Raw genomic sequence first — 22222 nt, forward strand, 5'->3', positions numbered from 1 at the left:
TGATGGCAGGATTAATACAAAGCCAGCGCACATGTAGTGTGCTGGCTTTTTGCTACTTTAGGGGAAAAGAAATTTAGGGAAAAAGAAACTAGGCCTTTAAGCTTAACTTACCGGTCAAAATATCTTTAAACATAACCCAATCACCCAGCAGGCTGTAAAGCGGGTGGCGAAAAGTCGCAGGTCTGTTTTTCTCATAAAAGAAGTGACCTACCCAGGCAAACCCATATCCCACCACCGGAATAAACCACAGTAGGGCTAAGTTGCCTGTTACTATGCTGCTAGCAATAACGGCTAAGACCAACCACGACCCAATAAAATGTAATCTTCTGCAGGTCAGATTGGTGTGTTCTGCAAGGTAGTAGGGATAGAATTCACTAAACGAGCTAAATTGCGTGTGAACGTTAGATTCTGTGGTCATGGCGTACCCCTTTGGCGAATATGGTTACGGCTAAGTTAACAACAAATTAACACGCAGTTTCATGTAAGTATGTCGTGAATACGACATTGTTGCAGTTTTTTTTAGCGGTTGTTTTTTCACATCAGTTACCCCATATTCATTGTCAGAAAATAAATTGTTAAGAAGGCCCTCTTTATGGACAATCTTGTTGCGAATAACTCGGCAACTATCGTTGATATTACTGTTGAAAACTTTCAACAAGTTATCTTGGAAGCATCGCAAGAAAAGCTTGTGCTTATTGATTTTTGGGCAGACTGGTGCGAGCCATGTAAAGACTTACTGCCAATCTTAGAAAAGATAGCCGGAGATTATGCTGACCACCTTATTTTAGCTAAGGTTGACTGTGAAGCGCAGCAAGAAGTCGCTGGGCAGTTTGGTATTCGCAGTTTACCAACGGTGATGGTAATACAAAACGGTCAGCCGGTAGATGGTTTTGCGGGTGTGCAACCTGAAGCTCAAATTCGCGAGATGTTGGCTAAATACCTTCCTAATCCTGAAGATGACTTTCTAGCCGCAGCCGGTCAAGCCATTCAAAAAGGCGACTACGTAGAAGGTTTGGCAAATGCCAAGCAAGTTTTAGAGTTGAGCCCAGATAATATCAATGCCAAGTATATGGTTATTGATTGCTATATCGAGACGGGATCGATTGACCAAGCTAAAGCGTTATTATCAGAGATAAAACTGGTCGATCAGGATGCGCGCTACAATACGCTAAACGGTAAAATAGAACTTGCTGAACAAGCTGCTGATACACCAGAAATACGTCAGTTACAGAGTGCGGTTGAAGCTAATCCCGATGATTTACAGCTTAAAGTAGATTTAGCCGTTCAACTTCATCAGGCTAATAAATCGGAAGAAGCCTTGTCACTGCTGTTAACGGTACTCAAAAAGGAGCTTGGGTTTGGTGACGCCCGTAAAATTATGCTGGATATGATAAATGCGCTAACCGATGGGGATGCGCTGAAATCTGAGTACCGACGCAAGGTTTATAGTTTACTGTATTAACTTGAAGCGGTAATGGGCCATACGTAAGTGTATTTACGTATGGGTGCTTGAATGAAAATAACTTAACAGGAGCGCGAACGCGCTCTTGTTGTTTCTGTAGTGAAGTCTAGCCCTAAAATTAGCATTTAAACCTTCCTTCTAGAGCGTTAACCTATACTGGGAACCCGTGTCTATACCTAGAAGCTATACCAAAACCTATAGCCAAAACCTATACCAATAATTTAGATTTTCTCAATTGGAGAGAAACCTTCTTTATTTAGCCAGTTAAGAGCCGAAAAATAATTTTGAAAGTAGTTTCTTTCGTACCCTTGAAGATTGAATGCTCTTTCTTTAGCTGGGTGGGTATATTCCAGCTGGGCGCGCTTTACCATGCCTGAGTCGAGCACATAGGCCGAGCGGCGAAGTCCTCTAGTAATGTTAGTTTTAATAGCATCGGTGAGTAGTTGTTGGGTTTCAGGCGTTGATAATACCCACCTGCGACCATCTAGCAAGGCAGCCCATGGTTTATCTTCAAACCTTAGTACTAAATCGTACATTTCTTCAGTAAAGGCTTCGGCGGTTTTTAAATTCCACGCACCCGTGGCAAACACTTCCAACACATTCCCAGAGATATCTAACGCAAAATTTCCGTATTTGGGAAAACGCATGAATTTGTTTCCGTGATATTAAGTGCAATACTTTACGTATAGCAGAAGATAGATATTTTGCACTATTTAGGGCTAAAAAAATCGCAAATTTTCAGTAAGTTGAACCTTAAACGTTTGTATCAGCGCGCCGTTAGCAAATGCGCGACTGATTACGCTTATCTGTCGATTCGAATTTGCAGTTGTTATTTAAGTACACAGCTATAGGCGGTACTATGAATAGCTTTAATACGTTAGCTTGCATGGTGTAAATTTAAAAGAGTACAAAAAAATACATAAGTGTTTTTTAAGTCAAATAATGAGGTAAATGATGGATTGGCTTTGGCCTGCACTAGCGATAGTGCTTATTGTAGAGGGCATTGGCCCACTGTTATTCCCCACTCGCTGGCGCTTATACCTATTACGAATAAGCCAATTGCCCACTAACCAACTTCGTCAAACCGGTGGTGTTTTGGTAGTAATAGGGGCGGTCTGCCTTTTTTACTTGTTGAAATAAGTTTAAATTCTTTACTAAAAATATCTCTAATATACAGTCGCTTAGCGTGCCTTGTATGGATGTAGTTTAAAAAATTGCCATAAGTGGCGTATTTTTGCGCATAAAACAGATGATAATAGGTGTGAATTTTTGATAGAATCCCCGCCTAATTTTCTTACACAATATGATTCATGGCAAAGAACGTTGTGGTACTCGGCACTCAATGGGGTGACGAGGGTAAAGGCAAAGTAGTAGACCTACTTACTGATCGAGCAAAATATGTGGTTCGCTATCAAGGCGGTCACAATGCAGGTCATACTCTAGTAATCGACGGCGAAAAAACCGTTCTTCACTTAATTCCATCAGGCATCCTGCGTGACAACGTTACCTGTATCATTGGTAACGGCGTAGTACTTAGCCCAGACGCACTCATGACTGAAATGACTATGCTTGAAGAGCGTGGTGTTCCCGTTCGTGACCGTTTGAAAATCAGTGAAGCGTGCCCGCTTATTCTTCCTTATCACATTGCTTTAGACGTAGCCCGTGAGAAAGCCCGTGGTGCTAAAGCGATTGGTACAACTGGGCGTGGTATTGGCCCAGCATATGAAGATAAAGTAGCTCGCCGTGGTTTACGTGTAGGCGATTTATTCAATGCAGAAGACTTTGCAGCTAAGCTCAAAGAAGTACTAGATGTACATAACTTCACATTGACGAAGTACTACGGTGAAGAAGCAGTCGATTTCGATGAAACCTTAAAAGGTGCCATGGCAGTTGCTGATATTCTTAAAGCCATGGTGGTTGATGTAACTGACGAACTAGATAAAGCCCACAAAGCGGGTTTGCCAATCATGTTCGAAGGTGCGCAAGGTACATTGCTTGATATCGACCACGGTACGTATCCTTATGTAACGTCTTCTAATACCACGGTTGGCGGCGTAGCCACCGGCGCTGGTTTTGGCCCGTTGAAGCTAGATTATGTATTGGGTATTGTTAAAGCGTACACCACACGTGTAGGTTCTGGCCCATTCCCTACTGAGCTTGATTGCGAAGTGGGTAATCATTTAGGTGTTAAAGGTCATGAGTTCGGCGCGACTACTGGTCGTAAACGCCGTACCGGTTGGTTTGATGCTGTGGCAATGAAACGTGCGGTACAAATCAACTCAATTACCGGTTTCTGTTTAACAAAGCTAGATGTGCTTGATGGCCTTGATACATTACAAATTTGTATTGGTTATAAAGATGCAGACGGTAAGATAAAAGATGTGCCTCCAATGGCAGCTGACGGTTACGATAAAGTCACCCCAGTGTATGAAGAAATGCCAGGTTGGAGCGACAACACTTACGGTGTTACAACGTTTGCAGGCTTGCCACAAGCTGCTAAAAACTACATTCAGCGCCTAGAGCACCTTACCGGTGTTCCTGTAGATATCGTTTCTACTGGCCCTGATCGTAACGAGACGATTGTATTACGCAACCCGTACGACGCGTAAACTAGCCCAGTCTAATAAGCTAAATTTAAAGCCTGGTACTTATTTTAAGTGCCGGGCTTTTTTGTACAGGCAGAAAACGATGGTTGAGGTAATAATTAAGCATCAATTAACAAAATAATTGGGTTGTGGTTTATTGCCCTTATTACTATAAGATGAATAATGGTTTAATCGGCTGAACCTGTCCCTGAATTTAAAACCTAGCAGGCCAGCAGCCTTCACACGCAGGTGGAAAGTATTATGTCTAATCATCCAACCCTTCATGCCGTAGAGCCCGGCTTTTGCTTTCTTGATACGGTCGCTACGCTTCAGACCAGCTTCAAATCCGGTAAAACCCGTTCAATAGCGTGGCGCAAGAGTCAACTTGATGCCCTAAAGCGCCTGCTTGTAGAAAATGAAAAAGAAATTCTCCATGCCCTTAACCAAGACTTAGGTAAAAGCGAGAGTGAAGCTTATGTAGCCGAGCATGGGTTTTTATTATCTGACATTAAGCACACCGCAAAGCATTTAAATAAATGGATGCAGCCCCGCAAGGTATCAACCCCACTTATAGCATGGCCGGGAAAAAGCTTTCAACAACCCGAACCTCTTGGCACAGTGCTTATCATAGGTGCGTGGAATTACCCCCTTCAGTTGCTACTAGCACCTTATATTGCCGCATTAGCTGCGGGCAATTGTGCGGTGTTAAAACCATCAGAATTAGCCGTTGAAACCTCAGCTATTGTGGCCAAACTCATTCCCCAGTATATGGATACTTCATGTGTAGAAGTCATTGAAGGCGGAAAAGAAGAGTCGTCGGCATTACTTTCCTGCAAGTGGGATCATATTTTTTATACGGGCGGAGAAGCGGTAGGCAAAATTGTGATGTCTGCGGCCGCTAGGCATTTAACCCCAGTTACGCTAGAACTGGGTGGCAAAAGCCCTTGTATCGTTGATAGCAGCACCAACTTAAAGATTACTGCCCGTCGCATAGTCTGGGGCAAGTGGATGAATGCGGGGCAAACCTGCATAGCGCCCGACTACGTGCTAGTGGTGAAAGGCTTTGAACAAAAGCTAATAGACGCTATTAAAAAGGAACTTAAATCTCAGTTTGGTAAAAACCCATTTTCTTCAGATGATTACGGCAACATTATTAATACTCGCCACTTACACCGTCTTCAAGGCTATTTAGATGGTGTTAATGTAGTTTACGGGGGGGATGTAAACGAAGCACGACCTGCAATGACACCCACCTTGGTGCTCGACCCCGCAAAAGACAGTGCCATTATGCAAGAAGAAATATTCGGACCTATTCTGCCCATAGTGCCTATAGACTCAATTGATGAGGCCATTAGCTTTATTAACGACCGACCAAAACCACTCGCGCTGTATGCGTTCAGTGATGACGATAAAGTACTTAATAACATCATTGAAAAAACCAGCTCTGGCAGTGTGTGTACTAACGATACAATGATTTTTATGACTAACCCCGAACTTCCTTTTGGCGGAGTGGGTAACAGCGGTATGGGGAGCTACCATGGGCAAGCTGGGTTCGATACCTTTAGTCACCTAAAGACAGTAATGAAGCGGGCTTTCGCCTTAGATGCCCCCGTACGCTATGCACCGTTTTCTAAATTCAAACTATCATTACTGAAAAAATTCTTATAGGACTTAACGTATGGCGCAGCCGTTTCATTTAGCAATACCGGTTAGTAATCTTGCTAATGCAGAAGCCTTCTATGGAGAACTGTTAGGCTGTGAAAAAGGCCGCAGTGATAGCCAATGGATTGATTGGAATTTTTTCGGTCATCAGTTGGTGACACACCGCGTTGAAAAAATGCCGTCACCGCCTTCCCATAATGGGGTTGATAGTCATGCTGTGCCCGTGCCGCATTTTGGTGTGGTGCTTAATATGCAGCAGTGGAAGGCGCTAGCCGACAAGGTAAGCGCTGCAGATATTGAATTTGTTATTGAGCCTTACATTCGATTTAAAGACCAGCCAGGCGAGCAAGCCACGATGTTTTTTATGGACTACTGTGGTAATGCACTAGAGTTCAAAGCATTTGCCTCTATCGAACAGTTATTTGCGACAGATTAAAATCGATTTAACCCTGAGCGCTTTCTAGGTCGAAAGCGCTGCCATTTTGCTCGTTGACGTCAAGAGATTATGCTCATTAACGTGCAGACACTATACTTTTACCGCGCCCACTTGCTTCGGAAGCGGCTTCTACACCTTGCGCTGTACGCTTAATTAAATGCACATCACCAAAGCGACGATTATCTATGGTGTAGCCCATGTCTGTTAATTCAGCCAATGTTGCCTCATCAAATCCAGGGTGAACACGAATGGTATCTTTAGGTAGCAATTGGTGATGAAAACGAGGAGCGTTAGCAGATTTTGTGGCATCAAAATCGAACAATAATGCGTTTAACAAGGACTGTGCTACCGACGAAATAATGGTTGTTCCACCAGGCGAGCCGGTTACTAAAACAACATCACCGCCTTGTTTTACTAGGGTGGGTGTCATTGAAGATAACATGCGCTTATAAGGCGAAATGGCATTAGCTTCACCGCCCACGGCACCAAAGAAATTAGGTACGCCAGGCTTAGCACTAAAATCATCCATCTCATCGTTAAGCAAGAACCCGGCCCCAGCCACTACCACGCCACTACCAAAAGTAAGGTTAATGGTGGTGGTATTAGCAATGGCGTTACCCCATTTATCCATAATAGAAAAGTGGGTGGTGTCTTCGCTTTCTTTTAGGCCAGGTTTCACACTTGGCGTGTCTGAAATACTGTTTGGCTGAATAAGTGCAGCACGGGCTTTGATATAGTCAGGGGCAACAAGTTTAGCAACCGGTACTTCAACAAAATCAGGATCGCCGAGGTATTCTGCTCTATCGGCAAAAACGCGTTTACCAATTTCAGACATAACATGTAGGTACGCTGCGCTGTTATGTTCTGGCAGAGTATGATTGCTGCCGTAGCTTTCTAGCATGCCAATCCACTGCGCCACAGCTACGCCGCCTGAGCTTGGTGGTGGTGCTGTTACTAGGGTGTAGCCTTGCCAGTTAAGTTCAAGAGGTTTACGCCATACCGCTTTATAAGCCGCAAGGTCACTGTGGTTAATTAGGCCACCATTATCTTGCATGAAGGTAACAATTTTCTTGGCAACCTCGCCTTGGTAAAATCCATCTTGGCCATGCTGTTGGATCGCTTTTAGCGTACTGGCTAATTCAGGTTGCTTGAACATTGTATTGGCTTTGGCGTGTTCAAAGTAACTAGCAAAGTTACTGTTTAAGCCTTGTTCGCGAGTGCGAGCTAAATATCGGGTGATGTTACTGGCAAGTTTGTCAGGTACTAAAAAGCCATTTTCAGCCAGTTCAACCGCAGGTGCCACAAGGCGGCTCCACGGTAAGCTGCCGTATTTTTGATGTGCAGCCCACATGCCAGCAACCGTGCCTGGAATACCTGCTGCTTTCGCGCCAAAGAGTGATTCGTAAGGTTTTACATCCCCCTCGTCATCTAAGTACATATCTCGATGTGCATCAGACGGTGCCATTTCGCGGTAATCAAGAAAGTCGGTACTGCCTTCAAACGCAATGGTCATAAAGCCACCGCCGCCCACATTACCTGCTTCAGGTAAGGTCACGGCCAGCACAAACTGCGCGGTAATGGCAGCATCTACCGCATTACCGCCGTCTTCTAAAACAGCATACGCGGCGTCGGCACTGAAAGTATCTGGCATTGCCACAGCTTGCTGCTGAGTAGATGTTGAATCTATGGCCGTTTGACTACATGCCGTGAGTAATATGAATGAGAATAGAAAAAACGTTTTCTTCAACACCGCTAACTCCTTATAAATGGATAACTCTTTAAAAACTTATCTCTAGAATTTGAGTAAATTAAAACCTCAGTAAATATACTTTGCACACGCTTTTTGCTAGATCCAGTGCAAGCTTTTATGGGAGAAACCCTAGCCAATCATAATAATGCTGGCAATGAGATAACCCACCAAGGTTAACCCGCCTGCCACAAGCGCGTAAGGAAACTGGGTTTTTACATGGGTTAATACATCACAGCCTGCGGCTAATGACGACACGGCAGTGGTATCGGAAATAGGCGAACAGTGATCGCCAAAAATACCGCCGCCTAAAATAGCTGCAACGACCAACGAAGGCGGTAATCCAAGGGTTTGAATTAACGGTACGCCAATAGGGATAAGAATAGCAAAGGTGCCCCACGAGGTGCCTGTGGTAAACGACATTACCGCCCCTGCAATAAACAACATAGGTACGATGAAAACAAGGGGAAGGTATTCACCCACCACACCTGCCACAAATACACCTGTGCCTAAGTCTTTTAAACTATTTCCTAAGGTAAGAGAAAGCAGAACAATGGTGACAAGGGGAAGCAATTCCCCCATGCCTTTAAAGCCAATTTCCACCGCTTCTTTGTGGGTGAAGCGTTTGTGCCAAAGTAAAAGACCATAGGCGATAGCGGTGGCAAGTGCCGTTGCATACAGCACAGACTTGCTGCCACTGCCTTCAGATAAAGTGCCGTTGCCTGTCCAAAACATAAAGCCCACCATGCTTAGCACCATAGTGAGTAGGGGGACTATCATGTAACGCGCTTTGGTAGCCGTTTCTGTTTGTTGGGGAATGTCTGTCTTCGAGAGGGTTTTCTCTTCTATCGCTAACGGACCGTGTACTTTGTCTGCGGCTATGGTGTAAGCCACAATCAGCAAAGTGAAAATAGCGTAGAAGTTAAAAAATACACTGCCCCACAATATTGAGGCTGAAGAAGCTGGTAACTCGTAGGTGTCTAGCAAGCTTAAAATGAATGCTCCCCAACCATTGAGTAAAATGAGTATGCAAACTGGGGCGCTGGTGGAATCAATTATATACGCCAAACGGGCGCGGCTCATGCCGAAGCGGTCGAATAGCCCTCGGGCAAAAATCCCAGCAGTTAGCACACTTAAATTCGATTCTATAAATACCGCGATACCAGTAAACATAGTAAGGCTGCCAACCTGTTTCTTATTCTTGGCAACGCCTTTGCCTACTAGGTAGTTAACCGTAGCGGTTACACCGCCAGAATCGCGAATAAAGGCCAATAATGCACCTACCAATACGGAAAATAGAATGACACGGGTATTACCTGGGCTAGACGCGGTATCGACTACGCGCTCTATAGCATTAATTGGCGCAAGAAAGCTGGTGGTGGGGCTTGCCGTTAGCAAAATAAGTGCTTCAGAGCACAGCACCGCTAGTAGCAATGCCAAAATAACTTCTTTTTTCCAGAATACGACAATGATCGCAACCAATGGGGGGATAATTGATACCCAATCCATACTACTTTCCATACTTTATTATTGTGAAATACTGCCATTCGCTTAAAGGCGAATATCTGAGCTTAAACGTTGATACTAAATGCAAACGACGCTGTTCGCGATTGCCGAAACGAATGACTTGCGAGTAAGCTGCACATTGCATAGCAATTCATAGGCATTAACATGAGCAATAGCAATAGCAATAGCAATAGCAATAGCAATAGCGATAAGCGTAACGCATAGCACACGGTTAATTCCACAGAATGACACGTATTTATTCTGTATGCATTGGTTTTTGATACCATGGCAATTAATATGCGTATCAAACCTTAACTTATCGTTATACGTACACCGTTAACTGTTAAAAAATAAACCATTACCTAGGATCTTATTTGCGCCTTCTTCCCTCGTTGACCACAGTTTTAATTCGCGTTTTGTTATTTAGTCTATGCATTTTACTGTTGCCTAGCACTTATGCGAACCAATCAAACCAGCATGAACAGATAAAAAAATCTCTTGGCCAAAAAGTCATTCTCGATTTTCGTTTCTACTGTGATGATGGCACTAGCTCGAAAGCCTGCAAAAAACCGGTAACTACGCTACCTAGTGCGTTAAAAGAGATATTAGTTACCCACAATATTGGTGGTGTAATTTTGTTTTCTGAAAACATCAAAACCAACCAACAGTTGATTACCCTTAATTACGGGATGCAACAGGCCATGGTGAAAGCAAAGCTGCCGCCGTTGTTTATCGCCGTTGATCAAGAAGGGGGGAGAGTGGCTCGCTTACCTTCTTCTATGCTCACGCCTTTCCCCGGAAACTTGGCCATAGGCGCTAGTTACTATCAACACGGTACGGCCTTCGCTGAAAATGTGGCCAGAGGTATTGGCAGTAGCTTAACGTCGTTGGGTATCAATACCAACTTCGCCCCTTCAGTAGATATAAATAGCGAGCCTAAAAACCCCGTTATCAACGTACGTAGTTTTGGCGAAACCCCCAGCGATGTAGCGGTGCTAGGGCAGTCATTTGTTGACGGGTTGCAGGCAAGCGGTGTTATTAGTGCTATTAAACATTTTCCTGGCCATGGCGATACTCAAACGGACAGTCACACAGGGTTACCCAAGGTCGGTCATTCTAAAGCGCAAGCGTTAAAAGGTGACTTATTGCCTTTTAGTCGAATCATCAGTGGTAACAATCCGCCAGGGATGCTGATGAGTGCGCATATTCAGTACCCATCATTAGATAACACCACGGTAAAAGACAAGCAGGGCAGGGTAATGACCATTCCTGCAACCTTGTCCCGTAAGATTCTCCATGACGTACTGCGAAATGAATTGGGTTACAAAGGGGTAGTAGTGACCGATGCATTAGACATGGCGGGTATTGCAAAATACTTTTCACCAGAAGATGCCATGATTAAAGCGTATCAGGCGGGTGCAGACATTGCCTTAATGCCTTTTACCATTAGAACGCCGCAAGATATTCAGGCCTTTGCAGCATTAATGGAAAAGGTAAGCACGCGAATAAACGATGGGGAAGTGACCCGGGAACAGCTTAAATCATCGCTACAGCGTATCGCCTTTCTTAAAGGAAAGTTCAATCTAAATAGCTATTCTGAGAAAGCGCTTTCTTGGCGGGTGAGTGACGTTGATAACAAAGCAAAAATAGCCAAAAATAAGCAAATTGAGAAAGCGCTTTCTGAGGCATCCGTTACAGCCCTTTATGGGCGTGAAAAACTTCCTTTAACCGACAAGGTTTGGTTAGCGTTAATGCCTGATGCACTAAGGTGTTTAGCCTTAGAAAAAAGTTTGTCGAGTATAGCGCCAAAGATAGGCATGGCGTGTATACCCCTTACTCGCATTCCTAATAAGGCAACGTTTGAACACGCGTTGAAACAGGCAGATTTATTGCTGGTGGGCGACATCTCGCCCCAGCATGCTGTGTACGAAATGAAAGGCTTCGACAGTACAGAGGCGTTGGCATCGAGAGATTCCCTTATCACTACACATGATTTTATGAAGTCGGCACTGAAGCAAGCTAAAGCGAAAAAATTGACGACAGTATTTGTGCCCCTTCGTATGCCTTATGTAGCAAAAGAAATGCAACCAATTGCCGATATCGCTATTGCTACATTCAGTTACAACGTAGATAGTGACCTATATAGCCCTATTTTTGATGCCCTGGTGGAAACCCTACTAGGTATGAATAAGCCAAATGATTATGCGCCTGTTCAGTGGGGTCGTAGCGCAAAATAGGAAATGTTGTTTGCGTTTTAAAAACTTGCTTACAACATCCGAATTGTCGCCCATTGGTTGAACTCAAGGGCTAAAACAGGCTAAAGATAAACAGACAAACAAAACTAAAACCTAAACCAAAATGCCAGATGGCGATACATTAAGTTGCTTATAACTTAGTGATTAGAATAAAAAATTGGAGTGTTAGTGTGGATACAGTGGTCGCTTTTCTGGTTCCTTTTATACCGTTAGTGTTGGCTATATTTGTTGTAGTGGTAGTGTTAGCAACACTCCATTATGCACTGCTTGCCCGCAATGCACATTTAACCAGTGAGCAAAAGCTGCCACGTCAAGTTACCTTATTAGTACTCACCATCATGGGGTTGGTCGCCATTTCCATGGCATTGCCTGTTAATGAAAGTACCCGTAATCAGGTTATCGCACTAATTGGGGTGTTGTTATCGGGTGTTATCGCGTTTTCATCTACCACCATGGTAGGCAATCTTATGGCGGGCTTAGTGCTTCGTGTTAATAAGCCTTTTAAAGTGGGCGACTTTATTCGCGTTGAAGATTACAGCGGCAGAGTAGCCGAGATGGGGCTGCTCGATACCGAAATTCAAACAGAAACTCGAGAGCTGATTGCTTTTTCTAATACCTTAATGGTGAATACACCCGTACGTGTCACCCGAGGGTCGGGCGCCATTATTTCAGTAGACCTAAGCTTGGGCTACGACCTACATCATTCAGTGGTTGAGAAGCACTTACTAACTGCGGCGGCCAATGCTGAATTGGAGGACCCGTTCGTACAAGTGATATCACTGGGTGATTTTTCGGTAAGTTACCGAGTAGCCGGGCTGCTTAAAGAAGTAAAAAGCATGCTGAGTGCGCGCTCCCGTTTACATAAATCAGTACTTGATGCGTTGCATAACACCGGCATCGAAATTGTGTCGCCTACCTTTATGAATCAGCGCCCTCAACCCGATGGATTACAGATGATTCCGCAGCAAGCTAGCAACACAGAAGAAGCCGCGAAACCTCAGGATGAAGAAGAAAGTAACCCCGAAGCGATTATTTTTGATAAAGCAGAAGAAGCCGAACAGCATGAGAAAAATCGAGAGGGTCTAGCTGAGCAAATTGAAGCCATCAGCACACAGCTTGAAACCGCCCACGGTGAAGAGAAAGACCAGCTTAAAACTCACAAAGCCACACTAGAGAAGCGGTTGGCTGATTTGGTCGAGCAGCACCGCGATGTGTGAGTAACTTACCCCACTGTGTTGGCTTAAACCAATTGCACAAGTAGCACTGCTTGCAACCCCTCTATGGCAATCTTCAGGCACCTGAAGTGCTAGTGGTGCTAATGCACTTTTATTTAACTCAGGTGTGGTGAACCCTTTAGTTCCAGCAAAGCCGCAGCACGTGATATCCGATGGAATAATTACGTTTGTTGCGCACAAGTTTGCAAGGGTACTTATCGCGTTACCCTTATCAATGTGAGTGCTTGAACATCCCACATGCAGCATGACGGGTTCAGACGTTTTTATCACGTTCAAATGAGGGGTAATGTAGTGAAGTAAATACTCGCTTACTTCTAGCGCCTTTATTTTATTGTGCTTTGTGTTTTCAGTAATTGTTCTGGCCACATTAAGCGCACATGCACTATTGTCAATAATGACAGGCCAGCGGCCTTGCTCAGAAAGTTCATACGCGGCTTGTTTCCATGACGTAAGTTTCTCAATTGCAGTGTCTGACCTGCCTTGGCTATCCCAAGGTTGACCGCAGCAAAGGTTATCGGCCGTGGAGAAAATAACCTCTACGTTAGCCTTGTCACAAAGTGAAGTAACAGCTTGAACTAGGCTCTTTTCATTTTTGCTTTTGTTATTACTTTTAGTTGCGCCGAACACCCTACTGGGGCAACTTATCATGTACACCACTTTTGACTGTGCGTTGCTGGAGCCATTTATTCCTTGTGCTTTTTGAGCCAGAGCGCCGGCAGTAGTAGTGTTAGGATTGGACTTGCCAGTTCCTTTAAATGTTCCAACAAATGTGCCTTCAGATCTGCTTTTAAATCTGCTCTTAAAAGCGCCTCTAAAAGTGGCTTTAGTCGCGGCTTCGGGAATAGCACCATGCAGTCGGGGTAAGTGCAGTGTATCGGCAATGTGATTTAAAGCCCTTTCACCCACTATCCCTTTTACTCTATGGCCTGTATTTAGGGTAAAGCGAGCAATAGATAATGCTTTATCGGTATGTTTGGCTGCCAAGTTGCTTACTGATTCGGCAAAGGCGTCGCTTATACTGCCAAAGGCGTTGTTCATACCACTAAAATTAGCTGAGGCTGTGGTGCTCGCTTGACTATTTGAGGAGCTATGCGCGCTTTGGCCTCGAATCTGTTTTATCCACTGACCAGTATCTATACCTACCGGACATGCATTTGCACAAAGCCCTGTTGCGGCACAGCTATCTACCGCCAAATGAGAGAATGCTTTACTAACTCCTTCACTAGCAGCAGAGTCAGCACCAGATTCGATTAACGATGTTTGTCGTCGCTTTAATGCAATACGTTGGCGGGGCGAAAGCGTATAGTTAAGAGAAGGGCATTGGGGCTCACAAAAGCCGCATTCAATACACGCATCTACAGTGTCTTGTACAGCTGGCATCGGCTTTAAGTGGGTAATATGGGCGTTAGGGTCGTCATTTAAAATAACCCCTGGGTTTAAAATACCGACAGGATCGATAATGTTTTTCAGTGAGCGCATTAATGCCACGCCCTCATCACCCCATTGTGCGCTCAGGAAGGGCGCCATGTTCCGGCCAGTGCCATGTTCTGCTTTTAAGCTTCCCGAAAATCGCTTGGTCACAAGCTCGCTAATTTCTTCCATAAAAGCCTGATAGCGGGCGACTTCATGCCCACTATTAAACCCCTGACTAAATACGAAGTGCACATTGCCATCTAGCGCATGACCGAAAATAATGCCGTCGTGGTAATCATGCTTCTCAAATAGCGCAACTAGCGAATTTAGGCCATCGGCTAAACTTTCTAATGGAAAGGCCACATCTTCTATGATTACCGTCGTGCCGGTAGGTCTTACTGCGCCTACTGCCGGAAATAGCCCTTTTCGGATATTCCAAAGCTTTTCGATAATGCTAGCTTCAGCGGTAAAATCTTGTAGTGGGTGGCCTTGTGCTTTTACTTTTTGATTAGATGACTTGTTTAAGCTTTCGTTTGCGTCTAAGCCTTCGCCGTCGTCTAAGCGCTCGTCTTTGTCTAAAGGTGGTCTTGAAACAGGCTGAGTTAAGATATTTCGCACAGTGTTAAGCCTAGTATCCAGTTCGCCTTGCGATAGTGCGCCCACATCAATGAGCAGAGCAACCGCTTGAGAATTTTCAACACTAGGTTTATTAGGGCTAGATTTGTCAGGGCTATAACTATCGGCGATGTGGGTTTCAGCGCTAGCCACTACAGCATCTATAAGGGGCGCGACGGCGCGAAGTGCTCTGGCGTCCATCAATTCCACCGCATCTACATCACAGGCTTTAAGCGCAGGTATAACCGCACACGCGGCTTCAAAATTTTCAAACAAATACAGGGCAGTTTGGCGCGCGCGAGGTAAAGGCACAGTGTTGTAGGTAATGTTGGCAATAAACCCTAATGTACCTTCCGAACCAATCATTAAATGGGTAAAGATATCTAGTGGGTTTTCATAATCAAGCAGGGCGTTCAGGCCATAACCCATGGTATTTTTAAGGCGGTATTGATAACGCACTTTTTCAGTCAGCGCGGTGTTGTTTATTAATGTGTCGCGCAATGCCGAAAGAGATGCCAATAAATCACTATGAGTGTGCTCAAATGCCGCCACGCTGTGTGCATCTGCCGTGTTAACTTCGCTGCCATCGGGCAATATGACGTGAATGTGGCGCAGAGTATGGTACGAGTTATTCTTAACGCCACAGCACATGCCTGAAGCATTATTTGCCGCAATACCACCAACCTTGCAGGCGTTGATAGAAGCGGGGTCTGGCCCAATCTTACGGCCATAATCGGCTAATATACGATTTGCCTTCGCGCCAATAATGCCAGGGGCTAGCGATATTGCCACGCCGTTATCTAGCACACTATGTTGCTGCCAATCTGGCGTTAGCATGACTAATACTGAATCGGTGATCGCTTGGCCCGATAAACTGGTGCCAGCCGCACGAAACGTTAGGGCTATTTCTAATCGGTTTGCCAACGCCAGAACGCCGCGCATGGCGTGAATACTAGGTACTTTTATAACTAGCTTAGGTATTTTGGTGTAAAAGCTGGCGTCGGTAGCTAAGGCAATTAGCCTAGGTTTATCGCGAATGATAAGTTCAGGCGCTAGCCATTCTTTAATACCTTCTAAAAAGGCCTGAAAGTTATCGCTCGATACTGGCTCGTACGCGGATTTTTTATGCTTTTGCGTGGTCATAGCGCATTGCCTTGCCCAGGGCCGCGATCAGTCTCTGTATCAGTAGCACTAGCAATACCAATACTGGCACCGTGCTCAATACCAGTATTTTTATCTACCGAGGTGCTGCTTTCTACACTGCTAGGCAATTCAGGCAATTCAGGCGATTCAGACGACGCTATTGGATAAAGCAAATAGGGTAAACGTTGATGTTTAAATGCCGCTAAGCCTTCGGCCCAGCTTGCTTGAATTTGCTGACTAGTTTTGCCTGCAATAATGGCCTGTCGCAGCGAGTCGGTGCCAGCCAGTTTATCGAAAAATTCGGGGCGAGTGAAAAATGTGACATCGTGTTTTTCAAACTCGGCGTAAGCGCTAATTAACACATCAATATCTAACCCAGTTATAGGGTTGCCTGCCAACAGTTTCGCCTTTAGCGTGGTGTTGTTGTGTTTAGGCGATGGCGCTGCTTCATTGGCTGCCACGTTTATACTTTCATCGCCAAGGGCTACTACAGGGTGGCCAATAAGCTGAAAAGGAAGTGCCGTTCCTCTGCCAATACTGACGTCAGTGCCTTCAAAAAAACAAAGGGTAGGGTATAGGGCGATGGCTGCATCGTTAGGTAAGTTAGGGCTAGGTGCTATAGGTAAAGAATAAGGCATTTGTTTATTATAATTCGCCACTGGCACTACGGTTATTTGAGCTTGATAAGCTTTCTGTTTCTCCTCCGACTGCTCTGCCTGATTACTCTTCGCTAGCGCAGGAACCTTAATCCACTGCTCTCCCACTATCATTAGCGCCAATTCTCCTAGCGTCATGCCGTGCAAGACAGGAATGGCGTGCATACCTACAAACGACGCATAATCTGGCTGCAAAATAGGGCCGTCGATAAAGGCACCGTTCGGGTTAGGTCTATCTAATACTATGACAGGAATTTGCGCGTTTGCAGCGGCTTCTAGCACGTAATGTAAGGTACTTAAATAAGTATAAAAGCGCACCCCAACATCTTGAATGTCGAATACCAGAATATCGGTGTTGGCTAGCATGTTGTCAGTTGGCTTTTTGGTTTTACCGTACAAAGAATGAATGGGAAGACCCGTTTTGATATCAACGTCATTATCAACTCGCTCTCCCGCCCCTGCCTTGCCACGAAAGCCATGCTCGGGTGACATAATACTAACTACATTAATATTTCGACTTAACAGGGCATCGACCAAGTGGCTAGGCTTTGATTGCGAGCTTTGTGCATTCGAACTCTTTACTGACGAGCTTTGGTTTACCACCAAAGTGACACGCTTGCCTTCAAGTAGAGGTAAATACTCGTCGAATTGTGCCGCACCCACTTGCAACTTGTTCAGTGGCAAATCAGTCTTGGGCAAATCTGTTACGGGTAAACTACTTATGAGTCCATCATTCTCGGATATGTTCTTATCAAGAAGATGCTTCCCAAGAAAACGCTCCCCATTTGAGGCGAGGCTTCTAGTCGCTGTGTCAGCGAAGGCGAGACTTGGCGTGCTAAATAATAGAAAGGCACTGCATAACGTAACGATAAACGTAAATAACTTGCAGGAAGTTAATTTCAAGGCCATTAATTTAAATATCGTCAATTCAAAGAGCGTCAATTTAAAGAGCGTTAATCCAAAGAAAGTTAATCTATAAAACATCGAGCTAATAGGCCTTTTATTGTAAAATTTCAGCAATTAAACGGGCTGTTTCACAGCGTGTCGTAAATAACCGTTACTAGCCACCAATTGTTTGGCAGCATCGTCAGCATTGGCTCCAGTTAACACCATTAAAATCGCCAGCTTTGCATTGTTATTAGACGCTTCTAGCGCGTTTGTAGCGTCAAGCTCATTACACTCTGTAGCTTGCATCACAATGCGAAGGGCGCGAGCCTTTAACTTTTCATTAGTCGCATTCACATCCACCATTAAATTCTCAAAAGTTTTACCCAGCTTTATCATGGTGGCGGTGCTTATCATGTTAAGCACCAGTTTTTGCGCAGTGCCTGATTTCATTCTTGTTGAACCGGTAAGTGCCTCAGGGCCAACTACTGGGCAAATTGAAATGTCGGCATATTCAAAAATAGCGGAATTTGGGCTGCAGGCGATAGCTGCGGTCGTTACACCAATAGACTGGGCATACTCAAGAGCACCTGATACGTAAGGAGTACGCCCGCTGGCTGATAAACCTACTAGGGTGTCTTGTTGGGTAAGGGAGATAGCAATAACATCTTGCTTACCTGCCTCGCGATTATCTTCTGCGCCTTCTACTGCATGTAATACAGCCCGTTCGCCACCGGCAATAATGCCAACTACAATACCGTCGGGCACACTAAAGGTTGGTCTACATTCGGCTGCATCTAAAATACCCAGCCTGCCACTGGTTCCAGCCCCAATATAAATAAGCCGACCGCCTTTTTCGATGCTTTGCGCAGCGGCATCTACCACTTTAGCAATCGCGGGTATTTCGGTAGCCACACTCGGCGCTACTTTGACATCTTCATGATTAATTCGCGCCAGCATGCCTTCGGTTGAAAGGGTGTCAATATCCACGGTATCTAGATTTCGCCCCTCCGACACCACACGCTCTAAGTCTTTAGCAAGGTGATGAATACTGCGTGATGATTCCGTGGGCTGCATGGTGGTACCTTATTTATTACAAAAGACGAATTATTACAAAAGACGAACAATTATTTACTCGTTAAGTTCGCTGCAAATGCTCGGGGGCTATTTCAACATTTTGCCAAAGCATGCTCTTAACTATTCGTCAATGTAACATAAAGCGGCGAAAGCTTAGAGCAATCCAGAGTAGGTCAAATAACAGCGGCTTAAATAATGGCCTAGCACTAGGTAAAGTACCAAATATTGAATACAAATTTGTACACCAAGAATTTGAATTTCACCAACTCGTGATACACTCTGCACCTACGCGAATACCAAGGATTACCCGTTTACTGTGAGCCGTCAAACCCAAGCCATTATTCACGCTGATGCTATTTTAAGTAACTTCAAACTATTAGCAGAATTAGCCCCCAAAAGCCGTTCGATGGCGGTGGTAAAAGCAGATGCTTATGGGCATGGTGCAGTTAACATTTCTCGTATTTTACAACATGTATCACCACGCTTTGCAGTGGCTATTATTGAAGAAGCTATCGCATTAAGAGATGCGGGAATTAAAGCGCCGATTGTGGTGCTAGAAGGAGCGCATCAGGCCAAAGAGTGCGCCATGGCTGCAGCGCATGGTTGTATTTTGGTTATGCACAATCAAGCACAACTAGAATGGATGTTAGCCTGCCCCGAAGACTACCGGCCCACCATTTGGTTAAAAGCTGACAGTGGTATGCACCGTTTGGGTTTTGCGCTAAACACATTACCAAGTATTGCTGAGCAATATGCACCGCTTATTACACCAGACACCGTGTTAGTTACTCATTTAGCCTGTGCTGATGACACCAACAATGACTTCACACAGAAGCAACTCAGTGAGTTTTCACAGGTTGCTAGTCAGCTAGGGCTTTCTGTCAGTATTGCTAACTCTCCGGCGACCATCGAGTGGCCGAAAAGTCGTGGCGATTGGAATCGTTTAGGTATTGCGATTTATGGCGGCCAGCCGAGTACGGCTAACATCGCTTTGGCACCTACTATGACCCTTCGCTCTAGTATTATTGCTCTTCGCGATGTACCCAAGGGAGAATCGGTTGGCTACGGTCAAAATTGGGTGGCGCAGCAAGACAGTCGAATTGCTACGGTAGGCATTGGTTATGCTGATGGTTATCCTCGTCATTGCCCTAACGGCACGCCAGTTGCGGTTAACGGCCTGCGCGCTTGCCTAGCAGGGCGAGTGTCTATGGACATGATCACCATCGATGTTACTCATCTTTCGAACGTGAATATTGGCGATAGAGTAGAGCTTTGGGGCGAGCATGTGCCTATTAATGAGGTAGCTGAAGCGGCAGGAAGCATAGATTACGAATTGCTAACTCGTATTTCAGCTCGAGTGCCTCGCATTGTGAAATATCGCTAATGTTTACAACATTTTACAGTTTTGTAAATATGCTGATGGATGAGTATTCACCGAAACAATGAGGTGTTTGAGCTGACTCTGTGCCTATACTAGAACCCCATATACAGGATTGAGGTGAATAATTCATCTTCGACTGTTATGGGTATATCACGTAAGTGAGGTTTGTATGCGTACTTCGTTTTCTCGCCCTAGGGTGAATCGAGGACTAGTAAGTCGACCGTTTAAGCCTGTACAGAAAAAAGCAGTAGGGTAGCGACCAGGATACAAAGCGTTACGTTAGAAATAACATAAAAACCCGGCATTAACATGGCCGGGTTTTTTACGTTTAGGGAAAGCGAAAAGATAGCAGTTTAGTTATTTTGCGCGTGTAAATTGGTATTAACGGCTGGGCTAGTTACCCCGTTTTGTGCGTTTTTGCCTTGTGGGGCTTCAAGATTTTTTTTTGCCGGAATATAACGTTCTGGGCGGTGATTAAGCGATATCACCATATTCAAGCAAAACGCAGCCAAAATAGAAATTAGCACCAAAGGCCAAGGAATAAAGAAGAGACCACAAAGTAAAATTACGCTGTCTACCGTTAGCTGAAACGTACCTGCGCGAATATTAAATCGTGATTGCAGATAAAAGGCCACAATACCTAATCCGCCTAAACTCGAGCTATGTCTGAACATTATTAGCATACCTACACCAATAAGCAGACCGCCTAAAATGGCTGCAAAAATAGGGTTAATGCTAGTAATATCAATAAATGCAGGAATTTGTTCGGTCAGAACAGAAACAGTGGTGACCGAAATAAAGGTGTTCAATGTGAAACGCTTACTAATACGGGTCCACGCTAGAGTGTAAAAGGGCACGTTGATTAGGAAAAACAACACACCGAAATCTATATCAATTGCGTATGTACCCAGCAGCGCAATGCCGGCGGCTCCGCCAATCATGAGATCTTGAGATTGGAATAGGAAAACACCAAATGCCACAAATAACCCCGCACTAACTAATGCAAAGATATCTTCGATAACACTGTGATTTGAGTTTTGCATAAGAGGCGATTCTTAGTTAATAAGACACGCTGTAATTATACGTTTACATCGAAGGGGTATACAGAATTGTAGTCAGATAACCGAGTACATTTAAAAACCAATGGTACGCTTAGCTTTACGACTTTTAACCGCAGGGTAAACGGTAAGTTGCTGATTTGTAAACGCTGCACCATTTATGAACGATATCAGAGGGCAGAGCCAATCCGACCATGGCTTACTCCACTATGGAATACACTACGATGTCTTGCCTATTAAATTCAACTCGGCAATGCATGTAACCGAAGTTTAGTGGGCTATACGCGACTATACGGCTACCAACAGCCAAAAACTCAGTATCCCATACCAACAAGTTCGTGGTGCTAAGTTGGCGCTCAACACTATTTTTCGATACTCCAGGCGTGAAGTTATCGCATAAATAGATAACTTCTTTTCTGGCTTCGAGCCCGTAAAACGCAGTCGCAATTAACACTGCAATGGCGAATATAGCCACAATGTCAGTAATGATAGAACGTTTCATGGGGGACAAAACAAATCTCCAGAAGGTGCTAGTACACCGAATTAATTAAGGTCAGCTGGTGCGGGTTGTAATAAATCCCACTTGTTACCAAAACAATCTTTAAAAATGGCTACTGTGCCATAGGCTTCTTCCCGGGGCGTTTCTAAAAATTCAACACCCTTAGCGCACATTGAATGGTGATCGCGCCAGAAGTCGTCGGTATGTAAAATCATAAAAACCTTACTTCCCGCTTGCTTGCCTATCAGCGCTTTGTCGTCGGATTTTGCTTTAGACAGTAATAACGACGTTGAACTTCCTTTCGGGGTAACTAAAACAAACCGAGCGCCTTCTCCTTTATCTCTGTCTTCGGTAAGCGAGAAATTAAGGGTTTGCGTGAAATAGGCAATAGCGGTGTCGTAATTGTCTACAAGGAAGGTAATAGCTGAAATGTGATGCTGCATAGAATCTTGTTTTACTGAAATTTTGTGAAATATTACCGACTATTTAACGCAAATGAAATGTGCTTCATCGACAAACGCGCTTTACATATTTCGATTACGACAATGATCTTTTTGTAAGGTTCACTCTATAAAATTTGTATTGAAGGAATATATATCACGGTAAT

The 22222-nt window shown here is 44.5% G+C and carries 19 protein-coding genes; 8 read left to right on the top strand and 11 right to left on the bottom strand.

What is annotated here, in order from left to right; translation table 11 throughout:
- Positions 1 to 88 precede the first annotated feature (88 nt).
- A complete protein-coding gene (locus Q4561_RS17920; RefSeq protein ID WP_303462603.1) occupies positions 89 to 418 on the bottom strand; it encodes a DUF962 domain-containing protein in 330 nt (109 codons plus the stop codon).
- 174 nt (positions 419 to 592) lie between these two features.
- Between Q4561_RS17920 and trxA the strand changes: the two genes are divergently transcribed.
- Positions 593 to 1462, top strand: coding sequence for a thioredoxin (trxA, locus tag Q4561_RS17925; protein WP_303462604.1), 870 nt, complete (start codon positions 593 to 595; stop codon positions 1460 to 1462).
- Between the two features lie 221 nt (positions 1463 to 1683).
- On the opposite strand, the gene Q4561_RS17930 is transcribed toward trxA, so the two are convergent.
- Complete coding sequence (locus tag Q4561_RS17930; protein ID WP_303462606.1) at positions 1684 to 2109, bottom strand: hypothetical protein; 426 nt, start codon at positions 2107 to 2109, stop codon at positions 1684 to 1686.
- A gap of 307 nt (positions 2110 to 2416) precedes the next feature.
- Between Q4561_RS17930 and Q4561_RS17935 the strand changes: the two genes are divergently transcribed.
- The 4 genes from Q4561_RS17935 to Q4561_RS17950 all read left to right on the top strand — a co-directional run bounded on the left by Q4561_RS17935 (position 2417) and on the right by Q4561_RS17950 (position 6145).
- On the top strand, positions 2417 to 2602 hold the full coding sequence (locus Q4561_RS17935; RefSeq protein WP_303462653.1) for a DUF2065 domain-containing protein: 186 nt from the start codon (positions 2417 to 2419) through the stop codon (positions 2600 to 2602).
- Between the two features lie 170 nt (positions 2603 to 2772).
- Positions 2773 to 4071, top strand: coding sequence for an adenylosuccinate synthase (locus Q4561_RS17940; RefSeq protein ID WP_303462608.1), 1299 nt, complete (start codon positions 2773 to 2775; stop codon positions 4069 to 4071).
- 237 nt (positions 4072 to 4308) lie between these two features.
- Positions 4309 to 5715 carry an aldehyde dehydrogenase family protein gene (locus tag Q4561_RS17945; protein WP_303462610.1) on the top strand — a complete coding sequence of 469 codons (1407 nt, stop codon included), beginning with the start codon at positions 4309 to 4311 and terminating at the stop codon, positions 5713 to 5715.
- Positions 5716 to 5725: 10 nt separating this feature from the next.
- Positions 5726 to 6145, top strand: a complete 420-nt coding sequence (locus tag Q4561_RS17950) for a VOC family protein (protein ID WP_303462611.1) — start codon at positions 5726 to 5728, stop codon at positions 6143 to 6145.
- Between the two features lie 76 nt (positions 6146 to 6221).
- On the opposite strand, the gene ggt is transcribed toward Q4561_RS17950, so the two are convergent.
- The 3 genes from ggt to Q4561_RS17965 form a co-directional block, all read right to left on the bottom strand.
- Positions 6222 to 7862, bottom strand: a complete 1641-nt coding sequence (gene ggt / locus Q4561_RS17955; protein ID WP_303462654.1) for a gamma-glutamyltransferase — start codon at positions 7860 to 7862, stop codon at positions 6222 to 6224.
- A 162-nt stretch (positions 7863 to 8024) separates the two neighbouring features.
- Positions 8025 to 9401 carry a Na+/H+ antiporter NhaC family protein gene (locus Q4561_RS17960; RefSeq protein ID WP_303462612.1) on the bottom strand — a complete coding sequence of 459 codons (1377 nt, stop codon included), beginning with the start codon at positions 9399 to 9401 and terminating at the stop codon, positions 8025 to 8027.
- A 75-nt stretch (positions 9402 to 9476) separates the two neighbouring features.
- The gene (locus Q4561_RS17965) at positions 9477 to 9650 is read right to left on the bottom strand and encodes a hypothetical protein (protein WP_303462613.1); all 174 of its coding nucleotides are present in this window, start codon (positions 9648 to 9650) and stop codon (positions 9477 to 9479) included.
- 191 nt (positions 9651 to 9841) lie between these two features.
- Here Q4561_RS17965 and Q4561_RS17970 point away from each other — a divergent pair, with 191 nt between their 5' ends.
- Both Q4561_RS17970 and Q4561_RS17975 read left to right on the top strand, forming a co-directional pair.
- Positions 9842 to 11635 carry a glycoside hydrolase family 3 protein gene (locus Q4561_RS17970; RefSeq protein ID WP_303462614.1) on the top strand — a complete coding sequence of 598 codons (1794 nt, stop codon included), beginning with the start codon at positions 9842 to 9844 and terminating at the stop codon, positions 11633 to 11635.
- A 188-nt stretch (positions 11636 to 11823) separates the two neighbouring features.
- Positions 11824 to 12870 carry a mechanosensitive ion channel family protein gene (locus tag Q4561_RS17975; RefSeq protein WP_303462616.1) on the top strand — a complete coding sequence of 349 codons (1047 nt, stop codon included), beginning with the start codon at positions 11824 to 11826 and terminating at the stop codon, positions 12868 to 12870.
- Here the strand turns inward: Q4561_RS17975 and Q4561_RS17980 are convergent.
- From Q4561_RS17980 to murQ, 3 genes are all read right to left on the bottom strand, one after another.
- Positions 12823 to 16059: an FAD-binding and (Fe-S)-binding domain-containing protein gene (locus tag Q4561_RS17980; protein WP_303462618.1), complete on the bottom strand. Its 3237-nt coding sequence runs from the start codon at positions 16057 to 16059 to the stop codon at positions 12823 to 12825. The two genes, Q4561_RS17975 and Q4561_RS17980, sit on opposite strands and share 48 nt — an antisense overlap.
- Positions 16056 to 17414, bottom strand: a complete 1359-nt coding sequence (locus Q4561_RS17985; protein ID WP_303462619.1) for a DUF1343 domain-containing protein — start codon at positions 17412 to 17414, stop codon at positions 16056 to 16058. Before Q4561_RS17985 ends, Q4561_RS17980 begins: the two co-directional genes overlap by 4 nt.
- 321 nt (positions 17415 to 17735) lie before the next feature.
- Entirely contained in the window at positions 17736 to 18677 is a 942-nt protein-coding gene (gene murQ, locus Q4561_RS17990; protein WP_303462620.1) for an N-acetylmuramic acid 6-phosphate etherase, read from the bottom strand.
- A 316-nt stretch (positions 18678 to 18993) separates the two neighbouring features.
- Here murQ and alr point away from each other — a divergent pair, with 316 nt between their 5' ends.
- Positions 18994 to 20061, top strand: a complete 1068-nt coding sequence (alr, locus tag Q4561_RS17995) for an alanine racemase (RefSeq protein WP_303462622.1) — start codon at positions 18994 to 18996, stop codon at positions 20059 to 20061.
- A 350-nt stretch (positions 20062 to 20411) separates the two neighbouring features.
- Here the strand turns inward: alr and Q4561_RS18000 are convergent, their stop codons facing one another.
- The 3 genes from Q4561_RS18000 to Q4561_RS18010 all read right to left on the bottom strand — a co-directional run bounded on the left by Q4561_RS18000 (position 20412) and on the right by Q4561_RS18010 (position 22058).
- Positions 20412 to 21101 carry a YitT family protein gene (locus Q4561_RS18000; RefSeq protein ID WP_303462625.1) on the bottom strand — a complete coding sequence of 230 codons (690 nt, stop codon included), beginning with the start codon at positions 21099 to 21101 and terminating at the stop codon, positions 20412 to 20414.
- Positions 21102 to 21315: 214 nt separating this feature from the next.
- Positions 21316 to 21618, bottom strand: a complete 303-nt coding sequence (locus Q4561_RS18005; RefSeq protein WP_303462656.1) for a hypothetical protein — start codon at positions 21616 to 21618, stop codon at positions 21316 to 21318.
- A 41-nt stretch (positions 21619 to 21659) separates the two neighbouring features.
- Positions 21660 to 22058, bottom strand: a complete 399-nt coding sequence (locus Q4561_RS18010; protein WP_303462627.1) for a VOC family protein — start codon at positions 22056 to 22058, stop codon at positions 21660 to 21662.
- Between the last annotated feature and the right edge of the window lie 164 nt (positions 22059 to 22222).

Source organism: Alteromonas sp. 1_MG-2023 (assembly GCF_030547075.1).
Classification (GTDB): domain Bacteria; phylum Pseudomonadota; class Gammaproteobacteria; order Enterobacterales; family Alteromonadaceae; genus Alteromonas.